Below are 20,507 nucleotides of genomic sequence, written 5' to 3' on the forward strand. Positions count from 1 at the left end.
AGCGGTCTCCACCCCAGGCCTCGAAGGCGGACCTTGGCTCCACGCCCGCTACGTGAGGTTCAAACCTCCATCCGACAGCAAGATTTCCCCGGTAAGATAGTCCGAGGCCGCCAGCAGTGCGACGGCCTGGGCGATATCCTCCGGCTTGGCAGCGCGGCGCATGGGCGACCGCTCCCGCCAGAGCGCCTGGGCAGCAGTCCAATCGGCTGTCAGGGGTGTATCCACTAACCCGGGAGCAACGGCATTCACACGAATGTCCGGCGCCAACGATACGGCGAGCAGGCGGGTCATGTGATTCAACGCCGCCTTCGATGCGGCATAGGGGATCGATGCCCCCTTGGGTCTGATCCCCGCGTGCGAGCTGATGTTGACAACACACGCTGAACGACCTCGCCGCGCGGCGTCCCGCAAAGCGGTTTCGGCTTCTGCCACGAGGCGAAACGGCGCCACTACGTTGACCTCGTGCAACTCGTGCCAGACGGCTGGCGAGGCGGCCTTGAGATCGGCGTGAGGGATGACCCGGCTGATGCCTGCGTTGTTGACCAAGACATCGAGACGCCCCCAGAAGGCGATGGCCTGCCGCACCAGCTTGACCCTGTCGGCGTCATCGGCCAGATCGGCCTGGACGTATGCGGCCCTCCCGAGTTCGGCGGCTAGCGCGTGTCCCGTCTCCGCAGACTTGCGCGAGTGCAACACGACCGCGTAGCCATCGCTGGACAGCCGACGCGCTATCGCCGCCCCGATGCCGGACGTGGACCCGGTCACGAGGGCGACGGGCGGCTCATCCTCAGGGCGCTGGCTCAAGGATTATCCTCCATCCCACGGCCAAGCGGTCTCGGGCCCGTGGCGACCGCGTGATCGCCGCAATGGCCCAAGGCGCGGCGCTGTCGTCGGCTTCGGATACCAAAGTTGCCGCATCCAAGTGCAGACATTCGGGGCAGCTGCTTCGGTCGTGAGCGGGCGTGATGGCAGTGTTCGGTTCGCAAGCGGACCGTCCACAAACCACCCTCCGAGACAAGGTCACGGCCAAACCGGGCATGTTCGGGCTCGCGACCCCGCGCCTCAGGCTATGCGCCTCAACTGCTCGGATCCTCGTGCAGCGTGTCCTCCACGTAGAGCTGCTCCAGTAGCACCTTGATTACCGCCATCAGCGGCAGCGCCAGGGCGATGCCCCAGAGGCCGAAGATCACGCCGAGGATGAGCTGGCCGGCGAAGATCGTAGCCGGAGGTATGTCCAGAGCGCGCTTCTGGATGAACGGCGTCAGGCCGTAGCTCTCCAGGCACTGCACCGCCAGATAGACGCCGACGGCGCCGATCACCGCTTTGAGGCCCGAGGCGAGGGCCGCCAGGATGATCACGATGCCCGCCACCAGAGGTCCCACGGTCGGCACGAAGGCCAGCAGCCCGGCTTGGAGGCCGAGGATCAGCGCGCCGCCGATCCCCAGGAAGGCCAGCCCGGCCCAGGTGCAGACGAAGATCACCGCCATGATGATCAGCTGGCCGAACAGCCAGTGCCGCAGGGTTTCGCCCGCACCGTCCAGCACCTTGGCGGCGCGCCGCCGCTTCTTCGGCGGCACGAACCGCAGCACCCCGTCCCGGTAGGCCTCCGGGTCGGCCGCGAAGGCGAGCCCCAGGAACGCGATCACCAGCAGGTTGCCCAGGGCATCGAACAAGCCGAGGATCACGGCCGCCGCCGGCCCAAGGACGCTGCCCGCGTCGGAGACGATCGAGCTGCTGCTCTTGAGCAGGCCGTTGGCGAGTCCGCCGAGGCCGCCCTCCTTCTGGCCTGGCTCGGCCGAGCCGTCCTTCGGCGCCAAGCTCGGCACGTCGATACCGCGCTCGGACAGCCAGCTCGACACCGTGCCGGCCTGATTCTTGATCGTGGTTCCGAGATCGCGGCCCTGCTGCACGATGGTGGCTCCGCCGTAGGATGCGAAGCCGATCACCCCGACGGCGACCGCGAGGCTGGCGATCGTCAGGCGCAAGCCCCGGGGCAGGGGCAGAACGTGGCCGAGCCCCCGGGTCAGGCCGTCGAGGAACACGCCGAGCAGCACGCCTGCGAAGATCAGCAGGAGCGTGCCCACCGACATCCAGGCCAGCGCCAGCGCCGCGACGAAGCAGACGACGGCGATTCCCGAAGCCGCCAGCGGCAAGGCTCCGCGCCAGGGCCCGACCGGGCCGTCCAACTCCCGAGATTGACCGTCCGTCATCATTGCTCCTGCGTGGCGGGCTCACGAACGCCCCTGACCGGCCGGGGTCAAGGGTGGCGCCGTACCAAGCTTGTGTGCGGCCGGACGAGACCGGACGGCCTTTCGCGCGTTGTCCGCCCACGCAAGCGCTCCCGCCGGGAGCCGGACGCATCCAGGAGAGACCGCGTGAGCAGCAACGAGCCCCACACCCATTCCCTCGGCCCCGGCCGGACCGTGGATACGGGCGACCAGGTCAGCAGCGTGGTCATCCTCGGCCTCGCCGTCGCGGGCGCCCTGGCGGCGGTGCTGCTCAACGCGATCCTGTAGGGCGTGTTCTGGCGCGAAACGGCGAGCGCTCCGAGTCGTCCCGCGCTGGGTCACGGGCCGCATTCCGCTGACGCAGCATGTGCCCGGGAAAGGCTGTTGGGGAATGACTGGACGGCGCGGGGTCTATTGTCTCCAGCGCTCGGCCGCCGCGTCGTCGTGGGCGGCGGCCTCGACCCAGCCGCCGACGGTGCCGTCGGCCAGGTGCTCGCGCTTCCAGAACGGCGCACGGGTCTTCAGGTAGTCCATCAGGAAATTCGCCGCCTCGAAAGCCGCGACCCGGTGGCTGGAGGCGGTCACCACCAGTACGATGCCGTCGCCTGGACACACGCGTCCGTGGCGATGGATCACCCGCAGCGCCTGAAGCGGCCAGCGGGCGACGGCGTCCTCGGCGACCCGGAGGATCTCCGCCTCCGCCATGCCCGGATAATGTTCGAGTTCGAGCGCCGCGAGCCGGCCGGCCTCGTCCCGGCACAGGCCCGTGAAGGTGACGACCGCCCCGGCCCGGCCGCCGAGTTCGGCGCTCACCCGGGCGATCTCGGCGGCGGTGTCGAACGGTTCGGCCTGGATGGCGACGCTCGGTGCGGGGGCGCTCATGCTGCGGTCCAACATCCTCGTCCGACGATCCTCAGGCGGCGCGTGCCGGTCCCACGCCTGTCACACCCGGCCGCGCCTCTATATGGCACGTGAAGTCGCATTCGCCCCGGTCGCGGGCGTGATCGGCGGAGAAGGATGACCGTGTGACCCCCGACCTGATCCTGCCCTACGCGGGCGTCCTGCCGGATTTCGCGAGCCGCCCGGTCTGGTGCGGGCGCGGCAGCACGGTGATCGGCGCCGCCCGGATCGGCGCGCAGGCCTGGATCGGCGACGAGGCGGTGATCCGCGCCGACGGGCAGGCCATCACCCTCGGGGACAGGTTCTGGCTCGGCCACCGCTCGACGGTGCACATCGCCACGCTCACCCACGCGACGCAGGTCGGCGACCGGGTCACGGTCGGGCGCAACAGCGTCGTGCATGCCTGCACGATCGGCTCCGACGTCGTGATCGAGGACGACGTCGTGATCCTCGACGGCGCCGAGATCGGCGACACCGCGGTGATCGAGGCGGGTGCAACCGTGTTCCCGCGCATGAGGCTCGCGGGTGGATACGCCTATGCCGGCAGCCCGGCGCGGCCGAGCCGGCCGGTCGGCCCGGACGAGGTCGCCGAGCGCGCCGAGCGCCTGCGCGAGCGGATGGGCGACGGGGCATCCGTCGAACCTGGGCTCCCCCCGGAGGTGGAGGACAGCGTGTTCGTGGCTCGGACGGCGCGCTTGCGTGGACGGGTGAGCCTGGGGGCCGGCGTCAGCGTCCTGTTCTCGTGCGATCTCAACGCCGAGGCCGGGCCGATCGTGGTCGGGGCCGACACCAACATCCAGGACAACACGACGATCCGCAGCCGAGCCGAGGGGGTCGTGATCGGGCGCGACACGACCATCGCCCACAACGTTCGGATCGCCGATTGCCGGATCGGCGCGCGGGCCCTGATCGGCATCGGCGCCACGGTCGCCCCCGGCACGCTGATCGCCGACGACGTCATGCTGGCGGCCGGCGCCACCACCGATCCTGGCCAGATCCTGGAGGCCGGCTATCTCTGGGGCGGCCGCCCGGCCCGGATCCTCGCGCCGCTCGACGCCGAGAAGCGCGCGATGATGATCCGCATCGTCGAGGGCTATTGCCAGCACGGGCGGGAGTATCGGGCCGCGCAGGCGGACCTGGCCTGACGGTGCGGCCCAATACGGCCGGAACGCTCAGTGCTGCAAGATCTTCGACAAGAAGGTCTGGGCGCGCTCGGAGCGGGGGCTGCCGAAGAAGTCCTCCTTCCCGGCATCCTCGACGATCTCGCCGCGGTCCATGAAGATCACCCGGTCGGCGACCTTGCGGGCGAAGCCCATCTCGTGGGTCACGACCATCATGGTCATGCCCTCCTTGGCGAGCTCGACCATCACGTCGAGCACTTCGCCGACCATCTCGGGATCCAGCGCCGAGGTCGGCTCGTCGAACAGCATCACCACCGGGTTCATGGCGAGCGCCCGGGCGATCGCCACGCGCTGCTGCTGACCGCCCGAGAGCTGGCCCGGGAACTTGTCCGCCTGGGCGCTCAGGCCCACCCGGGCCAGCAGGTCGAGGCCGCGCTTCTTCGCGTCCTCGGCGCCGCGCCCCAGGACCTTGCGCTGGGCGATGGTGAGGTTCTCGGTGATCGACAGGTGCGGGAACAGCTCGAAATGCTGGAACACCATGCCGACCCGGGAGCGCAACTTGGGCAGGTTGGTCGACTTGTCGATCACCTTGGTGCCGGCGACGGTGATCTGGCCCTTCTGGAACGGCTCGAGGGCGTTGACGCACTTGATCAGTGTCGACTTGCCCGAACCCGAGGGGCCGCAGACCACCACGACCTCTCCTTTGGCGACCTTGGTGGAGCAGTTGGTCAGCACCTGGAAGTCGCCGTACCATTTGCTGATGGCGTCGATCGAGATCATCGTCCCGCCGGGGGCCGCGTCCGGTACGCCGGAGACGAGGGCGCCCGGCTGCAGCCCGGCATCGCGAGGCGCGTGGGCGGCGTCGGCGACGGGTTCCTTGACGGACGGGGCCGGCATCGGGGTCGAGGTCATGGCGCGGACTCCAGTGTCGGTCAGCGGATGATGGCGACGCGGCGCTGCAGGCGACGCACCAGGAACGAGGCCGTGAAGCAGATCACGAAGTAGACGATGGCGGCGAAGATATACATCTCGACGAGGCGGCCGTCGCGCTGTGCCACCTTCGAGGCGGCGCCCATGAAGTCGGTGAGCGAGAGCACGTAGACCAGGGAAGTATCCTGGAACAGCACCACGGTCTGCGTCAGCAGAAGCGGCAGCATGTTGCGGAAGGCCTGCGGCAGGACGACGTTGGCCATGGTCTGCCAGTAGTTCATCCCGAGCGCCAGGGCCGCCCCGGTCTGTCCCTTCGGGATCGACTGGATGCCGGCCCGCATGATCTCGGAGAAGTAGGCCGCCTCGAAGGCCATGAAGGTGATCAGCGCCGACGGGAAGGCGCCGACCTGGATCGGGGTCGAGGCGCCGGTCACGTAGGCGCCGATATACGGTACCAGGAAGTAGAACCAGAAGATCACCAGCACCAGCGGCAGCGAGCGGCACAGCTCGACATAGCCCTTGGCGAGGTGGCTGAGGCCCGGCACGCTCGAGAGCCGGGCCATCGCCAGCAGCGTGCCGATGATCACGCCGCCGACCGCCGCCATGGCGGTGAGCGTCACCGTGAAGACCATGCCCTGCCCGAACAGGTAGGGCAGGGACGAGAGGATGACGTTGAAATCGAAATTCGAGAGCATCGGAACCTGTTCGCGGTGGCCGAGCGCCGGCGGATCGGGGAAATCGGGGGCGGGGCCGGCGCCTCAGCGCTGGCCGGGGATCGCGACGGCGCGCTCCAGGTAGGTCGCCGCGGTGACGACCACGAGGTTGACGATCACGTACAGCAGCGTCGCCGCCGTGAACGCCTCGAACACCTGGAACGAGAATTCCTGCATCGAGCGGGCGCGAGCGGTCAGCTCCAGGAGGCCGATCGTCAGGGCCACGGAGGTATTCTTGAGGTTGTTCAGGAATTCCGAGGTCATCGGCGGCAGGATGATCCGGTAGGCGTTCGGCAGCAGGACGTACCGGTAGGTCTGGTAGACCGTGAAGCCCATCGCGGTGCCGGCCATGTTCTGGCCACGCGGCAGCGACTGGATGCCGGCCCGGACCTGTTCGGCCACCCGCGAGGCGGTGAAGAAGCCCAGGCACACCACCGCGGTGTAGAACGGCGCGTCAGGCATTTGCTTGATCGCGTCGCCGAACTGCGTCGGCACCACCTCGGGCAGCACGAAGTACCAGAGGAACATCTGCACCAGCAGCGGGACGTTCCGGAACAGCTCGACATAGGTCGTGCCGATCGCGTTGGCGGTCTTCGACGGCAGCGTGCGCAGCACACCGATCAGGGAGCCGAGGAAGAACGCGATGACCCATGAGCACAGGGCGGTGGCGATCGTCCACATGAGCCCGGAGAGCAGCATGTCGAGATAGGTGCCCGTGCCCTCGGGCGAGGCATCGAAGAAGATGCGCCAGTTCCAATTGTAGTTCATCGCGCTGGTTCTGCCCTGATCTTATGAAGGCGCACCGCAGGGCAGGGCCCCGCGGTGCGCGTCACGCTGGACGGCTCTCAGTAGGCCGCCGGATCGGGGCTGGCGATCGGCGTCGTGAACTGCTTCTTCATCTCCGCGCTCATCGGCAGGTTGAGGTTGATGTTGCGCGGCGGGATCGGCTGGGTGAACCACTTGTCGTAGAGCGCCTTGCCCTCGGGGCTCGTATAGAGCTTGGCGGTGGCCTCGTCGGCGACCTTCTTGAACGCCGTGTCGTCCTTGCGCACCATGATCCCGTAGGGCTCGGGCTTGGACAGGGCCTCGGTGGAGATCTCGTAGGCCGACGGGTCCTTGGAGGAGGCGGCCAGCGAGGCGAGCAGCACGTCGTCCATCACGAACGCCACGGCGCGGCCGGTCTCGACCATCAGGAACGCCTCGGCATGGTCCTTGGCCGGCAGGATCGTCAGGCCGAGCTTCCGCTCGGTGTTGGCCTCGTTGATCTGCTTGATGTTCGTGGTGCCGGAGGTCGACACAACGGTCTTGCCCTTCAGGTCCTCGATCGTGTGCAGGTTGGCCGACTTCTTCGAGACGTAGCGGGTCGCGGTCAGGAAGTGCGAGTTGGTGAACCACACCTGCTTCTCGCGCTCGGCGTTGTTCGTCGTCGAACCGCACTCGAGGTCGATCGTTCCGTTCGCCATCAGCGGGATGCGGGTGGCGGAGGTGACCGGGTTGAGCTTAACCTCGAGGTTCGGGAGGCCCAGATTGGCCTTCACGGCGTCGGCGATCTTGAAGCAGATCTCCATCGCGTAGCCGACCGGCTTCTGGTCGCCGCCGAGATAGGAGAACGGCACGGAGGCGTCGCGGTAGCCGATGACGATGGCGCCGTTGTCCTTCACCTTCTTGAGGGTACCGGTCAGATCCTCGGCCCGCAGGCTGAGGGGGGCCAGGGCGAGGCTCAGGCCGAGCGCCGCGGCAAGGCCACGGCGAGCGATATCAGACTGCATCGGTACGGAACTCCTGGATCGGGTCGAACGGGATCGGCTGGCGGCTCGGCGCTCGGCCCCGCCCGCTCGGGCGACGCCTTTGCAATGATGGTGCCGGAAGCTGGGCTGCAACGCCGCGCAGGTCTGTGGCGGACGACGTACGACCGGCCGCCACCGTCGCGCGAGCGTCCCCGGTTGCGTGTCCCGCCGCCGTCATTCGGCCTCCCCCGGCAGGTCGCGGCAGCCTGCCGGCCCGCGTGCCGCCGGCATCATGCACAATTCTTGAGCGTACGCACCGGGTAGCGCGGCGGGAAGAACAATTAAGGCTGACGAATCCACCGTTCCGGAAACGCCGACGCCGCCCCGCACGCGTGCGAGGCGGCGTCGGCCCGGATTGGATGCAGATTACTTGGTCAGTTCGTTGCCGGTGTAGTCGATCTTGCCATCGGCGCCCTTCTTCCACTCGTACAGGACGTAGTCCGGCCGGGTGATGTCGCCCTTCTTGTCGTACGCGATCGGGCCGACAACCGTGTCGACCGGCTTGCCCTGGTGCAACCACTCGGCGAGCTTCTTGCCGTCGGTGGATCCGGTCTCGGCCATCGCCTTGGCGAGCACCTGGACGGAGGCATAGGAATAGAGCGTGTAGCCCTCGGGATCGATGTTCTTGGCCTTGAACGCGGCCAGGGCGGCCTTGGCGTTCGGGTTCTTGCGGGCATCCGGCGGGAAGGTGGTCAGCGTGCCCTCGGCGGCCGGACCGGCGATCGCCACCAGCTCGCGGTCGACCATGCCGTCGCCGCCCATCAACGTGGCCTTGAGGCCCTGGTCGCGCATCTGGCGCAGGATCAGACCGGCCTCGGTGTAGTAGCCGCCGAAATAGACGATGTCGACGTTGGCCGACTTCAGTTTCGAGACGAGGGCCGAGTAGTCCTTCTCACCGGGGTTGATGCCCTCGAAGATCACCGGCTTCACGCCCTTGGCCTTGAGCACCATCTGGGTCTCGTCGACCAGACCCTTGCCGTAGGGGGTCTTATCGTGGACGAAGGCGATCTTCTTATCCTTATAGTTGGCCACCAGATAGGCGCCCGCCACCGCAGCCTGCTGGTCGTCGCGGCCACAGGTGCGGAAGGTGTTCCACATCCCGCGCTCGGTGAACTTCACGTTGGTCGAGGCCGGGGTGATCTGGATGATTCCGGCGTCGAGGTAGACGTCGGAGGCCGGGATCGACACGCCGGAATTGTAGTCCCCGACCACCATCTTGACGCCGTCGCTGGCGAACTTGTTGGCCACCGAGACGCCCTGCTTGGGGTCGGAGGCATCGTCGCCGATCAGGACCGTCAGGGTCGTGCCCTTGATCCCGCCGGCCTTGTTGATGTCGTCGACGGCTTGGCTGGCGCCGTTCTTGAACTGGACGCCGATGGCGGCGCTGTTGCCGGTAATCGGCGCCGCGATGCCGAGCTTGACCTCGGCCGCCTGCGCCGCGGCGATCATTGCACCGAGAGCGAGCCCGGCGAGCAGAAACGATCTCATCGCTAACATCCCCTAGATTACAGGTCCGCCTGTGCGGATCCGGCCGAACTCACCGTCCCCCGTCCGCCACGGAATCCCGCGTGCGCCACGTCAGCGGTGAGGTTCTTTCGTAGAGCCAGCGGTACTGGCTCGTCATCTGGCGCGTCCGCGTGAACCGGAAGCCGGCCGCACCGATGATCATGACGACGGTCGCGTCGATCGCGTAGTAATGGAGCGAGACGAGCGTCCCCGAGAACAATGCGAAGTGGATGAAGCGCACGGCCGCCGCCACGAGGAGCAGCGCGAGCGCGCATTGCCAGAATGGCCGCCAGCCCCGGGCGACCGCGCGGGCGGCCATCCAGCCGGCCCAGCCGCCCATCACCACGGTGACGAGCAGGAACAGCCAAGCCGATTCCTCCTCGTACAGGATCCCCTGCAGCATGCTCATGCCCCGACCGGGCCGGTATGGCCCCCTTCCAGATAGGCGGCCTTGACGTTCGGATCGTCGAGCAGCGCCCTGCCGGTTCCGCTCAACGTGACGCGACCGTTGACCAGCACGTAGCCGCGATGGGCGAGCTTCAGGGCGTGGTAGGCGTTCTGCTCGACCAGAAAGATCGTCATGCCGTCCGTGCGGTTCAGCTCCCGGATCGCGTCGAAGATGCCCTTGACCACCAGCGGCGCCAGGCCGAGCGACGGCTCGTCCAGGAGCAGCAGGCGCGGACGGCTCATCAGCGCCCGGGCGATGGCCAGCATCTGCTGCTCGCCCCCCGACATCGTGCCGGCGCGCTGGTTCAGGCGCTCCTTCACCCGCGGGAACAGGGTGCAGACCTTCTCGAGATCCTCCTGGAAGTAGCGCTCGCCGTGGAGCGAGGCGCCCATCTGGAGGTTCTCGAACACGCTCATCCGCGGGAAGACCCGGCGGCCCTCCGGCGATTGCGCGACGCCGAGCCGGGCGATCTCGTGGGTCGGCAGCCGGGTGATGTCGCGCCCGTCGTACGTGATCGTCCCGGTGCGCGCCTGGGGGCTGCCGAAGATCGTCATCATCAGGGTCGACTTGCCGGCGCCGTTGGCGCCGATCAGCGTGACGATCTCGCCGTCGGCGACGTCGATATCGACGCCCCGTAGGGCTGCGACGCTGCCGTAATAGGTCGAGACGTCGCGCACCGCGAGGAGCGGGGGCTTGCCCCCCGCCTGGATCGCCCGGGTTTCCTCGACCAGGACGTTGATGCCGGCCACGCTCATACCGAAGCCTCCGAGCGGTTCACGTCCGGACGCGTCGGGTCCCCGTGCGGCACCGTGATGCCGACCTCGGCCTCCACGGCTTCCACCTCGTCGTCCTCGACGCCCAGATAGGCGGCGATCACCTTCGGATCCGCCCGCACCTCGGCCGGGGTGCCGTCGGCGATCTTTTGGCCGTAATCCAGCACGACCACGTGATCCGAGATCTCCATCACCACCGACATGTCGTGCTCGATCAGCAGCACGGAGGTGTCGTGCGCGTCCCGGATGTGGCGCAGCAGCGCGTTGAGCTCGGCGGATTCACGCGGGTTGAGGCCCGCGGCCGGCTCGTCGAGGCAGAGCAGCACTGGATCGGTGCACATCGCCCGGGCGATCTCCAGCCGGCGCTGGGCGCCGTACGGAAGGGCGCCGGCCGGATCGTCGGCCCGCGCCATCAGGTCGATCCGGTCGAGCCAGGCCTTGGCCCGCTCGATCGCCTCGGCCTGCGCGTCCCGGTAGCCCTTGAGGCCGAGCAGACCGAACAGGGTGTAGCCGGAGGCGCGCATCAGCGGCTTGTGCTGGGCGACCAGCAGGTTCTCCAGCACCGTCATGCCCTGGAACAGGCGGATGTTCTGGAAGGTCCGGGCCACCCGGGCGGTGCGGTTGACCGCGTGGTTCGGCAGCCGCTCCAGCAGGTGCGTGGTGCCGTCGTCATGGGCGAGCCGGAGCATGCCCTCGGTCGGCTTGTAGAAGCCGGTGATGCAGTTGAACACCGTGGTCTTGCCGGCCCCGTTCGGGCCGATCAGGGCGGTGATGTCGCCGCGCCTGGCCTCGAAGGACAGGCCGGAGACGGCGGTGAGCCCGCCGAACCGCATGGTCAGGTGCTCGACGGCGAGCACCGGCGGGGCGGAGACCTGCGCCTGCGCCCGGGGATCCGGATGAAGCGCCATCAGCCGTGCCCCTCGCTCACATGCGCACCCGAGACGGCGCGGCGCTCGCCCAATGACACGGAGGGCAGGCGCACCGAGATCAGGCCCCGCGGTCGCCAGACCATCATCGCCACCATGGCGAGCCCGAACAGCAGCAGGCGGTACTCGTTGGGATCGAAGCCGTCACCGAAGACGGCTTTGAGGAAGCCGAGGTTGCGCAGCATCTCGGGGCCGCCGACCATGGCCACCGCCGCGATGGCGACGCCGACCTGGCTGCCCATGCCTCCCAGCACCACGATTGCCAGGATGATCGCGCTCTCCAGGAAGTTGAAGCTCTCAGGGCTGATGAAGCCCTGGCGCACCGCGAAGAACGAGCCGGCGATGCCGCCGAACGCCGCCCCGAGGGCGAAGGCCGTGAGCTTGGTCGCCGTGGTGTCGATGCCGAGTGAGCGGCACGCGATCTCGTCCTCGCGCAGCGCTTCCCAGGCCCGCCCGATCGGCAGCCTGCGCAGGCGCAGGGTGACGAAGTTCGTGAACAGGGCCAGCGCCAGGATGAGGTAGTAGAGGAACACCAGCCGGTGCATCGAATCGTACGGGATGCCGAACCGGGCGGCGAAGCCGTCCTCGCCGGCGCTGAACGGGATGCCGAAGAAGGTCGCCCGCGGGATCGACGAGATGCCGGCCCCGCCCCCGGTCACGTCCGTCCAATTGATCAGGACGAGGCGGATGATCTCGCCGAAAGCCAGCGTCACGATCGCGAGGTAGTCGCCGCGCAGGCGCAACACGGGGAAGCCGAGCAGCATCCCCCACAGGCCGGCGAACACGCCCGCCAGCGGCAGGCAGATCCAGAACGACAGGCCGAAGGTGGTCGACAGCAGCGCGTAGGAATAGGCGCCGACGGCGTAGAAGGCGACGTAGCCGAGATCGAGCAGGCCGGCGAGGCCGACCACGATGTTGAGGCCCCAGCCGAGCATCACGTAGGTCAGGATCAGGATGCCGAGATCGATCCAGTAGCGCGCCGACGACAGGCCGCCGGTGGCCGCAGCAGCGATCGCCGGCAGGGTCAGGGCGATGCCGACGAACAGGTACAGGCCGACCTTCGAGGTCTTCTGTCCGGCCGCGGGCTCGCCCTGGACCGCCTCGGTGGCCTGGGCCGGGGAGGGGGTCAGGGCGCGGCGGGCGTCCCGGCGCAGGAGAACGAGGCGCTGGAGGATGCGGACGACGAAGATCGCCGCGCACAGCGATGCCACGAGGCCCCAGCGGGGCAGGAGCAGGAGGTCGCTGCCGGGTCCGGCCTCCGTGCGGTAGCTGATGATCGGCACGCAGAGGCCGAAGGCGACGAGCGCGTAGATCGCGGCATCGCGCAGGATGCCGGCCATCGCGGATCCGGGAATCGCGGTGGCGGTGGTCGCGGAGTTGGGGTTCGCCATCAGACCTTCTCGACCTCCGGCCGGCCCAGGATGCCAGACGGCATGAAGATCAGCACGATCGCCAGGATCGAGAACGCGGCGACGTCCTTGTACTCGATGGAGAAGTAGGCCGACCAGAAGGTCTCGATCAGCCCGATGATCAGGCCGCCGAGCACGGCGCCGGGGAGCGAGCCGATCCCGCCGAGCACCGCCGCGGTGAACGCCTTCACGCCGGGCACGAACCCGTCCGAGAACGACACGACGCCGTAGTACATCAGGTAGAGGACCCCGGCGACGGCCGCGAGCGCGGCGCCGAGCACGAAGGTCAGCGAGATCGTCCGGTCGACGTCGATGCCCAGCAGGGCGGCCATCTTGCGGTCCTGCTCGCAGGCGCGCTGCGCCCGGCCGAACGGGGTCCGCTGCACGAGATACCAGAAGCCGGTGAGCAGCACGGCCGTGACCGCCATGATCAGGATCTGCTTGTAGGCCAGGAACACCGCGTAGCCGTCGCGCTCGAACAGCGTGATGCCGCCCGAGAGCATCGGCGGCGTCGGCTTGTTGCGTGCGCCCTGCACCACCTGGACGAAGTTCGACAGGAAGATCGAGACGCCGATCGCCGAGATCAGGGGCGCCAGCCGGAACGAGCCGCGCAGGGGCCGGTACGCGATCCGCTCGATCGCCCAGCCCCAGAGGGCGGTGAGCACCATGGCGACCACGAGGACGATCAGGAATGCCAGGGCGATCGAACTAATGCCCAGCCAGGTCGTCAAGAGAAGGAAGGTGATCAGCGCAATGAAGCAAGACACCATAAACACATCGCCATGGGCGAAGTTTACCATTCCAATAATTCCGAACACCATCGTGTAACCGATCGCGATCAGACCGTAGATCGAACCGAGCGTAAGCCCGTTTATCAGCTGTTGTACGAAGACGTCCATGTATTCTCGCGGGCGCAGGTTTTTGGTCCAGCCTGCAGAAACGGCAGGCAAGCCGGGAGAGCAAGTCTCGTACCGCAGCTGCGACCAGTCGGCCACAGGTTTCAACCCCGGGCGAACGTCCCGGGAAAACAGTCGGCCAAGTCAGTAACACCCCGCGAATGGGCTTGCATCTGGCGTAGTTCGTGCTTCACGTTAACGAAAATCAATGCTGGTCCATCCCGGGCGGCGACGAGGAGCAGTACCGATGTCGGGTTCACGGCTCACGACGTTGATTTTCATCGGCATGCTGCTTGGGATAGCGGTGGGCTACGCCTGCAGCATCACCTGGCCGGATCCGCAGACGGCCAAGGAAATCGCCGGCTATATCGCACTGGTCTCGGACATCTTCCTCCGCCTGATCAAGATGATCATTGCGCCGCTGGTGTTCTCGACACTTGTCGTCGGCATCGCCCATCTCGGGGATACCGCCGCGGTCGGCCGGGTCGGTGGAAAAGCGTTGCTCTGGTTCGTCGGGGCCTCGTTCTGCTCGCTGATGCTGGGCTTGATCCTGGTCAACCTTATGCAGCCGGGCCACAATCTGAACCTGCCCCTGCCCGATGTCGGCGCCGGCACCGGGCTCAAGGCGGCTTCGCTGTCGCTCAAGGAATTCGTCACCCACCTGGTGCCCAAGAGCGCCGTGGAGGCGATGGCCAACAACGAGATCCTGCAGATCGTGGTGTTCTCGATCTTCTTCGGCGTGGCGCTCGCGGCGCTCGGCGAGAAGGGGCACTTCCTGGCCCAGGGCATCGAGGGCCTGGCCGACGTCATGCTCAAGGTGACCGGCTACGTGATGCTGTTCGCCCCCGTGGCGGTGTTCGCGGCCATTGCGGCCACGATTACCACGCAAGGGATCGGCGTCCTCGTGACCTACGGCAAGTTCCTGGTCGAGTTCTACGCCGGCCTCGCGGTGCTCTGGGCGCTGCTGATGGGCGTCGGCTTCCTGATGCTCGGCGGCAGCGGCATCATGCGGCTGTTCAACCTGATCAAGGAGCCGTTCGTGCTCGCCTTCTCGACCGCGTCGAGCGAGGCGGCCTACCCGAAGATGCTGACCAACCTCGAGCAGTTCGGCGTGCCCAATCGCATCACCTCGTTCGTGCTGCCGATGGGTTACTCGTTCAACCTGGACGGCTCGATGATGTACTGCACCTTCGCGGTGATGTTCATCGCCCAGGCCTACAACATCCCTCTCACCTGGGGCCAGCAGCTCACGATGCTGTTCCTGCTGATGGTGACCTCGAAGGGCATGGCCGGCGTGCCGCGCGCCTCGCTGGTGGTGATCTCGGCGACGCTGGCGCAGTTCAACATCCCCGAAGCCGGCCTGCTGCTGATCATCGGCATCGATCAGTTCCTGGATATGGGCCGCTCGGCCACCAACGTGCTGGGCAACAGCATCGCCACCGTCGCGGTGGCCAAGTGGGAGGGCCAGCTCACCAGCACCGATCAGCGCCTCGACCATGTCGGCACGGTCCCATCGCCGGCTGAATAGGACGGCTCGGGGTCACGCGGAGGACACGGGATGTCGGCGATGCGGTTCGGCTTGGTCATGGCAGGCGTGCTCGCCCTGGCGCTGGTGGGCGCCCCGCGCCCCGCCGATGCCGTCGAGGTGCTCACCGGCACCCTGAAGCGGGTGGCCGAGCGCGGCGAGATCGTGCTCGGCTATCGTGAGAGCTCGGTGCCGTTCTCTTTCGTGGAGGGCAAGCACCGGGACGGCAGCCCAAGGGCGATCGGCTACGCCATCGACCTGTGCGGCGAGATTGCCGACGACATCCAGGCGGCGATCGGACGAACCGTGACGGTCCGGTACGAGCCGGTCACCGCGGAGACGCGCATCCCAGCCCTGACCTCGGGCAAGATCGACCTCGAATGCGGCTCGACCACCGCCAACGCCGAGCGGCGCCGGAGCGTCGCCTTCTCCCCGGTCGACTACATCAGCGCGACGCAGCTATTGGTGAAGAAGGGCTCCGGCGTGGCCTCCTACCGGGACCTCGGCGGCAAGACCGTGGTGGTCACGGCCGGCACCACCAACGAGAAGGCGGTGCGCGACCTCCTGGCCAAGCTCAGGATCCAGGCGCAGATCGTGACGGCCCCCGACCATGCGGCGTCCTACGCCATGGTGAAGGCCGGTCAGGCGGACGCCTTCGCCACCGACGACGTGCTGCTCTACGGCCTGATCGCCACCGACAGCCAGGACGGGGCCAACTACACGGTCCTGCCCGACAAGCTCTCCTACGAGCCGTACGGCATCATGTTCCGCAAGGACGATCCAGAGTTCGCCGGGATCGTGGCCCAGACCTTCACGAGGCTCGCCGAATCGCGCGCGCTGCGCTGGATCTACGAGCGCTGGTTCCTGAAGCGCCTGCCCAACGGCGAGCGCCTCGACATCCCGATGTCGAACGACCTGCGGACGAGTTTTCAGCTGATGGGCCTGGACGCGCAGGAGTGACGTCTCGGGACCTGTTGCGCCTCGCTTTCGCCCAACCAGCGGATGAGGAAGGGGCCGCGTTTCTCGTGGTCCCCCCTCTCTGCAGCGAGCGTGCCGCCGCCCCATGCCGATCGCCGCGCCTTTCCCCAAGCCCGTCCCCAAACCGGTGCCGAAGCCGGCCCTGAAGACCGTCGCCCTGCTCCTGGCCGCCGGCCTCGCCTGCGCCGCCACGCCCGCGTCCGCCCATCCCCATGTCTGGGTCACCGCGAAGGCGCAGCTCGTCTATCAGGACGGCAAGCTCGTGGGCGTGCGCGATACCTGGAGCTTCGATCCCGAATACACCGCCTTCGTCACGCAGGGGCTCGACACCGACAAGGACGGCACGCTCTCGCCCGACGAATTGGCTGGGCTCGCGGCCGAGAACACCAAGAACCTCGCCGAGTTCGGCTACTTCACGAAACTGAAGGTCGGCGGCAAGGACCAGGCCTTCGCCGAACCGAAGGAGCCGGCGATGCGCCTTGAGGGCAAGGCGCTGGAGCTGAGCTTTCTGCTGCCGCTCAAGGCGCCGGTCCAGCAGGGCAGGGGCGTCGCGGCCCTGGAAGTCTACGACCCAACGTATTTCGTCGCCTTCTCCTTCGCGGAGGGCTCGGACGCGGCCACCCTCGCGGGTGCGCCGCAGGGCTGCGCCGCCACGGTCACTCGTCCGAAGACGGAGCAGCCCAAGACCGCCGAAGCCGGTTCGCCCGGCATGACCGAGGCCTTCTTCGAGGCGCTCACCGCCGCCTCGTCCTACGGAGTCCAGTTCGCCAGCCGGATCCTGGTCGCATGTCCGTAGGGATCGGCGTCGCCGCGCAGCCCCGGTACGGACGGCTCGGGCTGCGGTTGGGTCTGATGGCCGCCGCCGTGGTGCTGGCCGCCCTCGTGGCAGCCGGGCTGGCCTGGCTCATCGCCCCCGGGATCGCCGCGCCGCCGACACGCTCGCCGTTCGGCATCGGCTTCCGCGAGGCGGCCCCGGCCGCCTCGGGTCTCGGCGGCGTGATCCTGGCCCTGCAGGCGAGCTTCTCCCGCAGCCTCAACGCCGCCGTAATGGCGCTGAAGGGCGGCGGCAACTGGGCACCGCTGATCGGCCTGGCCTTCGCGTACGGCGTGTTCCACGCCGCCGGCCCCGGCCACGGCAAGGCGGTGATCGCCGGCTACATCCTGGCAGGCGAGCGGGCCCTGCGTCGGGGTTGCGCCCTGAGCGCCTGCGCGGCCCTGCTCCAGGCGCTGGTCGCGGGGGCGATCGTCGGGATCGGCACCGTGGTGCTGAACGCCACCGCAGCCGGAGTGACCCGGGCCGGAACCGTGATCGAGACCGCCAGCTTCGCCCTCGTCGCCGTGGTCGGGCTGGCGCTGACCTGGCGAAAGGCCGGCCGGCTCGTCCAGCTCGGGACGCCCTGCGGACCCGGCTGCGCCCACCTGCCCGACGCCCGGACCCTCGACAGCCTGGATAGCTGGCGCGCCCGCGCCGGCGTGGTCCTGGCGGCGGGCTCGCGGCCCTGCGCCGGAGCGGTGCTGATCCTGGTCTTCGCGGTCTCGCAGGGGATGCCGGGGGCGGGGATCCTGGCTGTCCTGGCGATGGCGGTGGGCACCGCGCTGACCACCACGGCCCTGGCCTGCCTCGCAGTCTTCGCCAAGCGCGCGGCCCTGCGCCTCGCGGGCGGTCGCGGCCAAGCGGGTCTGCTGGCCATCGGCGGCCTGGAGCTCGTGGCCGCCGCCTTCGTGCTGGTGCTGGGCGTCGCGATGCTGTCCGGCCTGGCACTGAACCTCGGCGGGTGAGTCCGCAATCGAACGGTCGAAACCCGTTTGCGGATGCCGGGCAGCGCGCGGGCTGTCGCAGGATCAACCCCTTACCGGCGAGCGAAATCGTCTCGCCAACAGGGCTTTAGCGTGTCACGCTGCCGTCTCGAGGCGGAGGAGCGCGGATGCACGCCGACTTCCTGACGATCCTGAACTGGCGCCTGCTGGCCGGATCGCATCCCTTCCCGGGTCCCGATGGCGGAACCTGCATCAACGAGGCGGCGATCGTGGCCGCCGGGCTGCCTTACAAGGCGATCCGTTCCAGCGCCGATTGCCCACCCTGCTTCTCCAGGCCGATCGCGGCCTACGCGCTGGGCCTCAACGACGCGATGCCGGACGACGCGCGGTCCCAATTGATCGCCTTCGTGCTGCGGCTGTCCGGCAGCGCCGACCGGCCGGACGTCGAGGCTGCCCGGACTCGGCGCCTCGCTCTGGACAGCATCCGGCAGATCCTGGCGCCCCTCTGCGCTCGGGCCGGCATGGCCGAGCATGCCGAGGCCTGTGCCGGCGCGCCGGACCTGAGCCTGGCCCTGGCGGCGGCACGGTCGGCCGAATGGCAGGGCGGCGCGCTGGCGCAGGAATCCGCCCGCATGCGGCGCTGGCGGGACGGCGCGCTGCAATCGGCGGTCGCCCGCACGGCGACGGCGGCCCAGCGCGCGGCCGAGGATGCCCGCTGTGCCGCCGAGGTCGCCGAGGGCGCAGCCCCGTTCGTGCCGGACACCTGGGCGCGGGCCTGCACGATCCTCGACGCTGCCCTGGCGATCGGCCGGCAGGTGCCGGAGATCGACCTCATCGGCGCCCGGGCGCGCCTCGACGCGGCCCGGGCGCGAATCCCGGCCTGATCAGGCTAGGACGGGCTCGGCGGCGAGGTCCAGTTCGATGGAGGCGCAGTTCTCCAGGAATGTGCCGGTGAGGTGATAGAAGAACGTCCCGTGACCGACCACCGCGATCGTCGTCTCGGGCCGCCCCCGCAGCCACTCCCGGAATCCGGCCACGCGGGCGTCGAACAGGTGGCGCGGCTCTACCGGGTATCCGCCGACCTCGCAGCCGGGCTCGGCATGCCACCACACCTCGGGCAGGTGGCCGACATCGAGATGCGGGAACTCGGCGGCGATCTCGGAGGCGGCCCGGCCGACGTCGCAGCTGCTCTCCTGGCACTCCCGGTGCAGCACCTCGACCAGCACCCGCGGCTGGTTCGGGTGCTGGCCGAACAGGATCGCGGCGGTCTCGATCGCCCGGGTCAGCGGCGAGATCACCACCAGCTCGAACGGGATATCCTTCAGTCGCTCCCGCGCGTCCCGGGCCTGGGCCTGGCCTCGCGGGGTCAGGCGGGCGTCGAGCAGGCCGGGATCGCCGCCCCCGTGCCGGTGGGCGGCGTTGAAGGTGGATTCGCCGTGGCGGATGCAGACGATGCGGGTGGTCTCGGGCATGTGGCTCGGATGTGTCGCGTGGGGGAAGGCGGGACGTTGCAAGCGTGCGCCGCGGAAAGCGGATGCCGGTTCGGCGTCAGCGAGCGCGTTGGATCAGGGACTTAGCGCCGGTCCTGATGGCAACGCGGTCGGGAACGGCTCTAGGCGAAGCGTCCGCCGCGCTGGATGACCTCGATCTTGTAGCCGTCCGGGTCCGTGGCGAAGAAGAACCGGGCCAGCACGGTGTCGCCGTGCTTGAGGGTCTTCACGTCGGTGGCCGGGAAGCCCTCGCGGAGATGGCGGGCGTGTTCGGCCTCGACGTCGTCGACCACGACGGCGATGTGGCCGTAGCCGTCGCCGAGGTCGTAAGGCGTGTCGCGGCCCTTGTTCACCGTGAGCTCCAGCTCGAACGGAGAGGCCGGATCGCGCAGGTAGACCAGTGTGAAATCGTCGAAGTCGTAGCGGTCCGCAGCCTCGAAGCCGAAGGCGCGCGCGTAGTAACTCCGCGCGCGCTCTTCGTCGCGAACGCGGATCATGGCGTGGATGGGCTTGGACATGCGGCAGCGGTTCCGGGATCGTCGAAGCATTCGGGACGCGGTCTATGTGGCGCCGCCTCGGCCCGGGGGAAAGGGCCGACCGTCCGCTGCACCCCCACGCGATCTCCGGACAACCGCCGCGCCGCGCCCGTACATTGATTCCTGATCCCTGAAAGTAAATTCAAGTCTTTTGACACATTGATGATGCGCTCATCGGCGCAATAATGAGCCGCTTTCAAATATATTTTGCCATATTCGGGTTCTAAAATTGCGAATACATCTGTATTCAAACTGTATTATGCGAATAATACCTCAAATTTGGTCCTGTGCCAGAAAAATAGCAGACCTTAGGGCCAGATTAATAGAATCATGATACACGGAGCATTCACCTGGGCTCCAGCCCGACCCCAGACCGACGGACCCGAACAGACATGCTGCGCCTGTCGAACCTCAAGATCTTGACCAAGCTGATCACGGTCGTCTCTCTGATCGGCGGTAATTACCCACGCCATTGATGGCTGGTTTCAGGCGCCGATGGTCTTGAGAATGGTGCCGAAGGGACTGCGGCCTGCGAGGCGCGCGGTATCGACGACGGTGCGGATGTCGGCCTCGCCCTCGGCGG

General features: G+C 68.1%; 22 protein-coding genes. 7 read left to right on the forward strand and 15 right to left on the reverse strand.

The features are described 5' to 3' along the window. Window positions 1-48: 48 nt before the first annotated feature. Entirely contained in the window at window positions 49-804 is a 756-nt protein-coding gene (locus FV242_RS06780; RefSeq protein ID WP_147907594.1) for an SDR family NAD(P)-dependent oxidoreductase, read from the reverse strand. Window positions 805-1,076: 272 nt separating this feature from the next. Next, the gene (locus FV242_RS06785) at window positions 1,077-2,210 is read right to left on the reverse strand and encodes an AI-2E family transporter (protein WP_187193589.1); all 1,134 of its coding nucleotides are present in this window, start codon (window positions 2,208-2,210) and stop codon (window positions 1,077-1,079) included. 165 nt (window positions 2,211-2,375) lie between these two features. Here FV242_RS06785 and FV242_RS34395 point away from each other — a divergent pair, with 165 nt between their 5' ends. Then, window positions 2,376-2,516: a hypothetical protein gene (locus FV242_RS34395; RefSeq protein WP_187193590.1), complete on the forward strand. Its 141-nt coding sequence runs from the start codon at window positions 2,376-2,378 to the stop codon at window positions 2,514-2,516. A 123-nt stretch (window positions 2,517-2,639) separates the two neighbouring features. On the opposite strand, the gene FV242_RS06790 is transcribed toward FV242_RS34395, so the two are convergent. Then, complete coding sequence (locus FV242_RS06790; protein ID WP_147938396.1) at window positions 2,640-3,110, reverse strand: molybdenum cofactor biosynthesis protein MoaE; 471 nt, start codon at window positions 3,108-3,110, stop codon at window positions 2,640-2,642. Between the two features lie 143 nt (window positions 3,111-3,253). On the opposite strand from FV242_RS06790, the gene FV242_RS06795 reads away from it, so the two are divergent. Next, a complete protein-coding gene (locus FV242_RS06795; protein ID WP_147938397.1) occupies window positions 3,254-4,273 on the forward strand; it encodes a gamma carbonic anhydrase family protein in 1,020 nt (339 codons plus the stop codon). 27 nt (window positions 4,274-4,300) lie between these two features. Here FV242_RS06795 and FV242_RS06800 read toward each other — a convergent pair whose 3' ends face one another. From FV242_RS06800 to FV242_RS06845, 10 genes are all read right to left on the reverse strand, one after another. Continuing rightward, window positions 4,301-5,029: an amino acid ABC transporter ATP-binding protein gene (locus tag FV242_RS06800; protein ID WP_147938409.1), complete on the reverse strand. Its 729-nt coding sequence runs from the start codon at window positions 5,027-5,029 to the stop codon at window positions 4,301-4,303. A 152-nt stretch (window positions 5,030-5,181) separates the two neighbouring features. Next, a complete protein-coding gene (locus tag FV242_RS06805; RefSeq protein WP_147907591.1) occupies window positions 5,182-5,874 on the reverse strand; it encodes an amino acid ABC transporter permease in 693 nt (230 codons plus the stop codon). Window positions 5,875-5,937: 63 nt separating this feature from the next. Further along, entirely contained in the window at window positions 5,938-6,660 is a 723-nt protein-coding gene (locus FV242_RS06810; RefSeq protein ID WP_147907590.1) for an amino acid ABC transporter permease, read from the reverse strand. Window positions 6,661-6,737: 77 nt separating this feature from the next. Then, window positions 6,738-7,661, reverse strand: a complete 924-nt coding sequence (locus FV242_RS06815; protein WP_147907589.1) for an amino acid ABC transporter substrate-binding protein — start codon at window positions 7,659-7,661, stop codon at window positions 6,738-6,740. A 384-nt stretch (window positions 7,662-8,045) separates the two neighbouring features. Further along, window positions 8,046-9,167 carry a branched-chain amino acid ABC transporter substrate-binding protein gene (locus FV242_RS06820; protein ID WP_147907588.1) on the reverse strand — a complete coding sequence of 374 codons (1,122 nt, stop codon included), beginning with the start codon at window positions 9,165-9,167 and terminating at the stop codon, window positions 8,046-8,048. A gap of 49 nt (window positions 9,168-9,216) precedes the next feature. Beyond that, entirely contained in the window at window positions 9,217-9,585 is a 369-nt protein-coding gene (locus tag FV242_RS06825) for a DUF6867 family protein (protein ID WP_147907625.1), read from the reverse strand. Window positions 9,586-9,590: 5 nt separating this feature from the next. Then, window positions 9,591-10,388, reverse strand: coding sequence for an ABC transporter ATP-binding protein (locus FV242_RS06830; protein WP_147907587.1), 798 nt, complete (start codon window positions 10,386-10,388; stop codon window positions 9,591-9,593). After that, window positions 10,385-11,314: an ABC transporter ATP-binding protein gene (locus FV242_RS06835; RefSeq protein WP_147907586.1), complete on the reverse strand. Its 930-nt coding sequence runs from the start codon at window positions 11,312-11,314 to the stop codon at window positions 10,385-10,387. Before FV242_RS06835 ends, FV242_RS06830 begins: the two co-directional genes overlap by 4 nt. Further along, on the reverse strand, window positions 11,314-12,723 hold the full coding sequence (gene livM, locus FV242_RS06840) for a high-affinity branched-chain amino acid ABC transporter permease LivM (RefSeq protein ID WP_147938398.1): 1,410 nt from the start codon (window positions 12,721-12,723) through the stop codon (window positions 11,314-11,316). The genes FV242_RS06835 and livM overlap by 1 nt, the downstream gene beginning before the upstream one ends. Next, window positions 12,723-13,640, reverse strand: a complete 918-nt coding sequence (locus FV242_RS06845) for a branched-chain amino acid ABC transporter permease (RefSeq protein ID WP_147907584.1) — start codon at window positions 13,638-13,640, stop codon at window positions 12,723-12,725. The genes livM and FV242_RS06845 overlap by 1 nt, the downstream gene beginning before the upstream one ends. Window positions 13,641-13,884: 244 nt before the next feature. On the opposite strand from FV242_RS06845, the gene FV242_RS06850 reads away from it, so the two are divergent. From FV242_RS06850 to FV242_RS06870, 5 genes are all read left to right on the forward strand, one after another. Then, window positions 13,885-15,165: a dicarboxylate/amino acid:cation symporter gene (locus FV242_RS06850; RefSeq protein WP_147907583.1), complete on the forward strand. Its 1,281-nt coding sequence runs from the start codon at window positions 13,885-13,887 to the stop codon at window positions 15,163-15,165. 39 nt (window positions 15,166-15,204) lie between these two features. Further along, entirely contained in the window at window positions 15,205-16,122 is a 918-nt protein-coding gene (locus tag FV242_RS06855; protein ID WP_187278352.1) for an amino acid ABC transporter substrate-binding protein, read from the forward strand. A 103-nt stretch (window positions 16,123-16,225) separates the two neighbouring features. Continuing rightward, entirely contained in the window at window positions 16,226-16,936 is a 711-nt protein-coding gene (locus FV242_RS06860) for a DUF1007 family protein (protein ID WP_147938399.1), read from the forward strand. Then, window positions 16,927-17,919 (forward strand): nickel/cobalt transporter, encoded by a 993-nt coding sequence (locus tag FV242_RS06865; protein WP_147938400.1) that lies wholly within the window; start codon window positions 16,927-16,929, stop codon window positions 17,917-17,919. Before FV242_RS06860 ends, FV242_RS06865 begins: the two co-directional genes overlap by 10 nt. 146 nt (window positions 17,920-18,065) lie before the next feature. Next, a complete protein-coding gene (locus FV242_RS06870; protein WP_147938401.1) occupies window positions 18,066-18,782 on the forward strand; it encodes a hypothetical protein in 717 nt (238 codons plus the stop codon). Here the strand turns inward: FV242_RS06870 and FV242_RS06875 are convergent, their stop codons facing one another. After that, window positions 18,783-19,370 carry a histidine phosphatase family protein gene (locus FV242_RS06875; protein WP_147938402.1) on the reverse strand — a complete coding sequence of 196 codons (588 nt, stop codon included), beginning with the start codon at window positions 19,368-19,370 and terminating at the stop codon, window positions 18,783-18,785. A 140-nt stretch (window positions 19,371-19,510) separates the two neighbouring features. Continuing rightward, window positions 19,511-19,906 carry a VOC family protein gene (locus tag FV242_RS06880; RefSeq protein WP_147907578.1) on the reverse strand — a complete coding sequence of 132 codons (396 nt, stop codon included), beginning with the start codon at window positions 19,904-19,906 and terminating at the stop codon, window positions 19,511-19,513. Between the last annotated feature and the right edge of the window lie 601 nt (window positions 19,907-20,507).

Origin of the sequence: Methylobacterium sp. WL64 (assembly GCF_008039945.1) — a bacterium.
In the GTDB taxonomy this organism is placed as follows: domain Bacteria; phylum Pseudomonadota; class Alphaproteobacteria; order Rhizobiales; family Beijerinckiaceae; genus Methylobacterium.

Bases quoted from the DNA above. Each gene is read 5' to 3' on its own strand.
- FV242_RS06785 (WP_187193589.1), bottom strand. From the start codon at position 2,210: ATGACGGACGGTCAATCTCGGGAGTTGGACGGCCCGGTCGGGCCCTGG.
- FV242_RS06790 (WP_147938396.1), bottom strand. From the start codon at position 3,110: ATGAGCGCCCCCGCACCGAGCGTCGCCATCCAGGCCGAACCGTTCGAC.
- FV242_RS06800 (WP_147938409.1), bottom strand. From the start codon at position 5,029: ATGATCTCGATCGACGCCATCAGCAAATGGTACGGCGACTTCCAGGTG.
- FV242_RS06805 (WP_147907591.1), bottom strand. From the start codon at position 5,874: ATGCTCTCGAATTTCGATTTCAACGTCATCCTCTCGTCCCTGCCCTAC.
- FV242_RS06810 (WP_147907590.1), bottom strand. From the start codon at position 6,660: ATGAACTACAATTGGAACTGGCGCATCTTCTTCGATGCCTCGCCCGAG.
- FV242_RS06815 (WP_147907589.1), bottom strand. From the start codon at position 7,661: ATGCAGTCTGATATCGCTCGCCGTGGCCTTGCCGCGGCGCTCGGCCTG.
- FV242_RS06820 (WP_147907588.1), bottom strand. From the start codon at position 9,167: ATGAGATCGTTTCTGCTCGCCGGGCTCGCTCTCGGTGCAATGATCGCC.
- FV242_RS06830 (WP_147907587.1), bottom strand. From the start codon at position 10,388: ATGAGCGTGGCCGGCATCAACGTCCTGGTCGAGGAAACCCGGGCGATC.
- FV242_RS06835 (WP_147907586.1), bottom strand. From the start codon at position 11,314: ATGGCGCTTCATCCGGATCCCCGGGCGCAGGCGCAGGTCTCCGCCCCG.
- livM (WP_147938398.1), bottom strand. From the start codon at position 12,723: ATGGCGAACCCCAACTCCGCGACCACCGCCACCGCGATTCCCGGATCC.
- FV242_RS06845 (WP_147907584.1), bottom strand. From the start codon at position 13,640: ATGGACGTCTTCGTACAACAGCTGATAAACGGGCTTACGCTCGGTTCG.
- FV242_RS06850 (WP_147907583.1), top strand. From the start codon at position 13,885: ATGTCGGGTTCACGGCTCACGACGTTGATTTTCATCGGCATGCTGCTT.
- FV242_RS06855 (WP_187278352.1), top strand. From the start codon at position 15,205: ATGCGGTTCGGCTTGGTCATGGCAGGCGTGCTCGCCCTGGCGCTGGTG.
- FV242_RS06860 (WP_147938399.1), top strand. From the start codon at position 16,226: ATGCCGATCGCCGCGCCTTTCCCCAAGCCCGTCCCCAAACCGGTGCCG.
- FV242_RS06865 (WP_147938400.1), top strand. From the start codon at position 16,927: ATGTCCGTAGGGATCGGCGTCGCCGCGCAGCCCCGGTACGGACGGCTC.
- FV242_RS06870 (WP_147938401.1), top strand. From the start codon at position 18,066: ATGCACGCCGACTTCCTGACGATCCTGAACTGGCGCCTGCTGGCCGGA.
- FV242_RS06875 (WP_147938402.1), bottom strand. From the start codon at position 19,370: ATGCCCGAGACCACCCGCATCGTCTGCATCCGCCACGGCGAATCCACC.
- FV242_RS06880 (WP_147907578.1), bottom strand. From the start codon at position 19,906: ATGTCCAAGCCCATCCACGCCATGATCCGCGTTCGCGACGAAGAGCGC.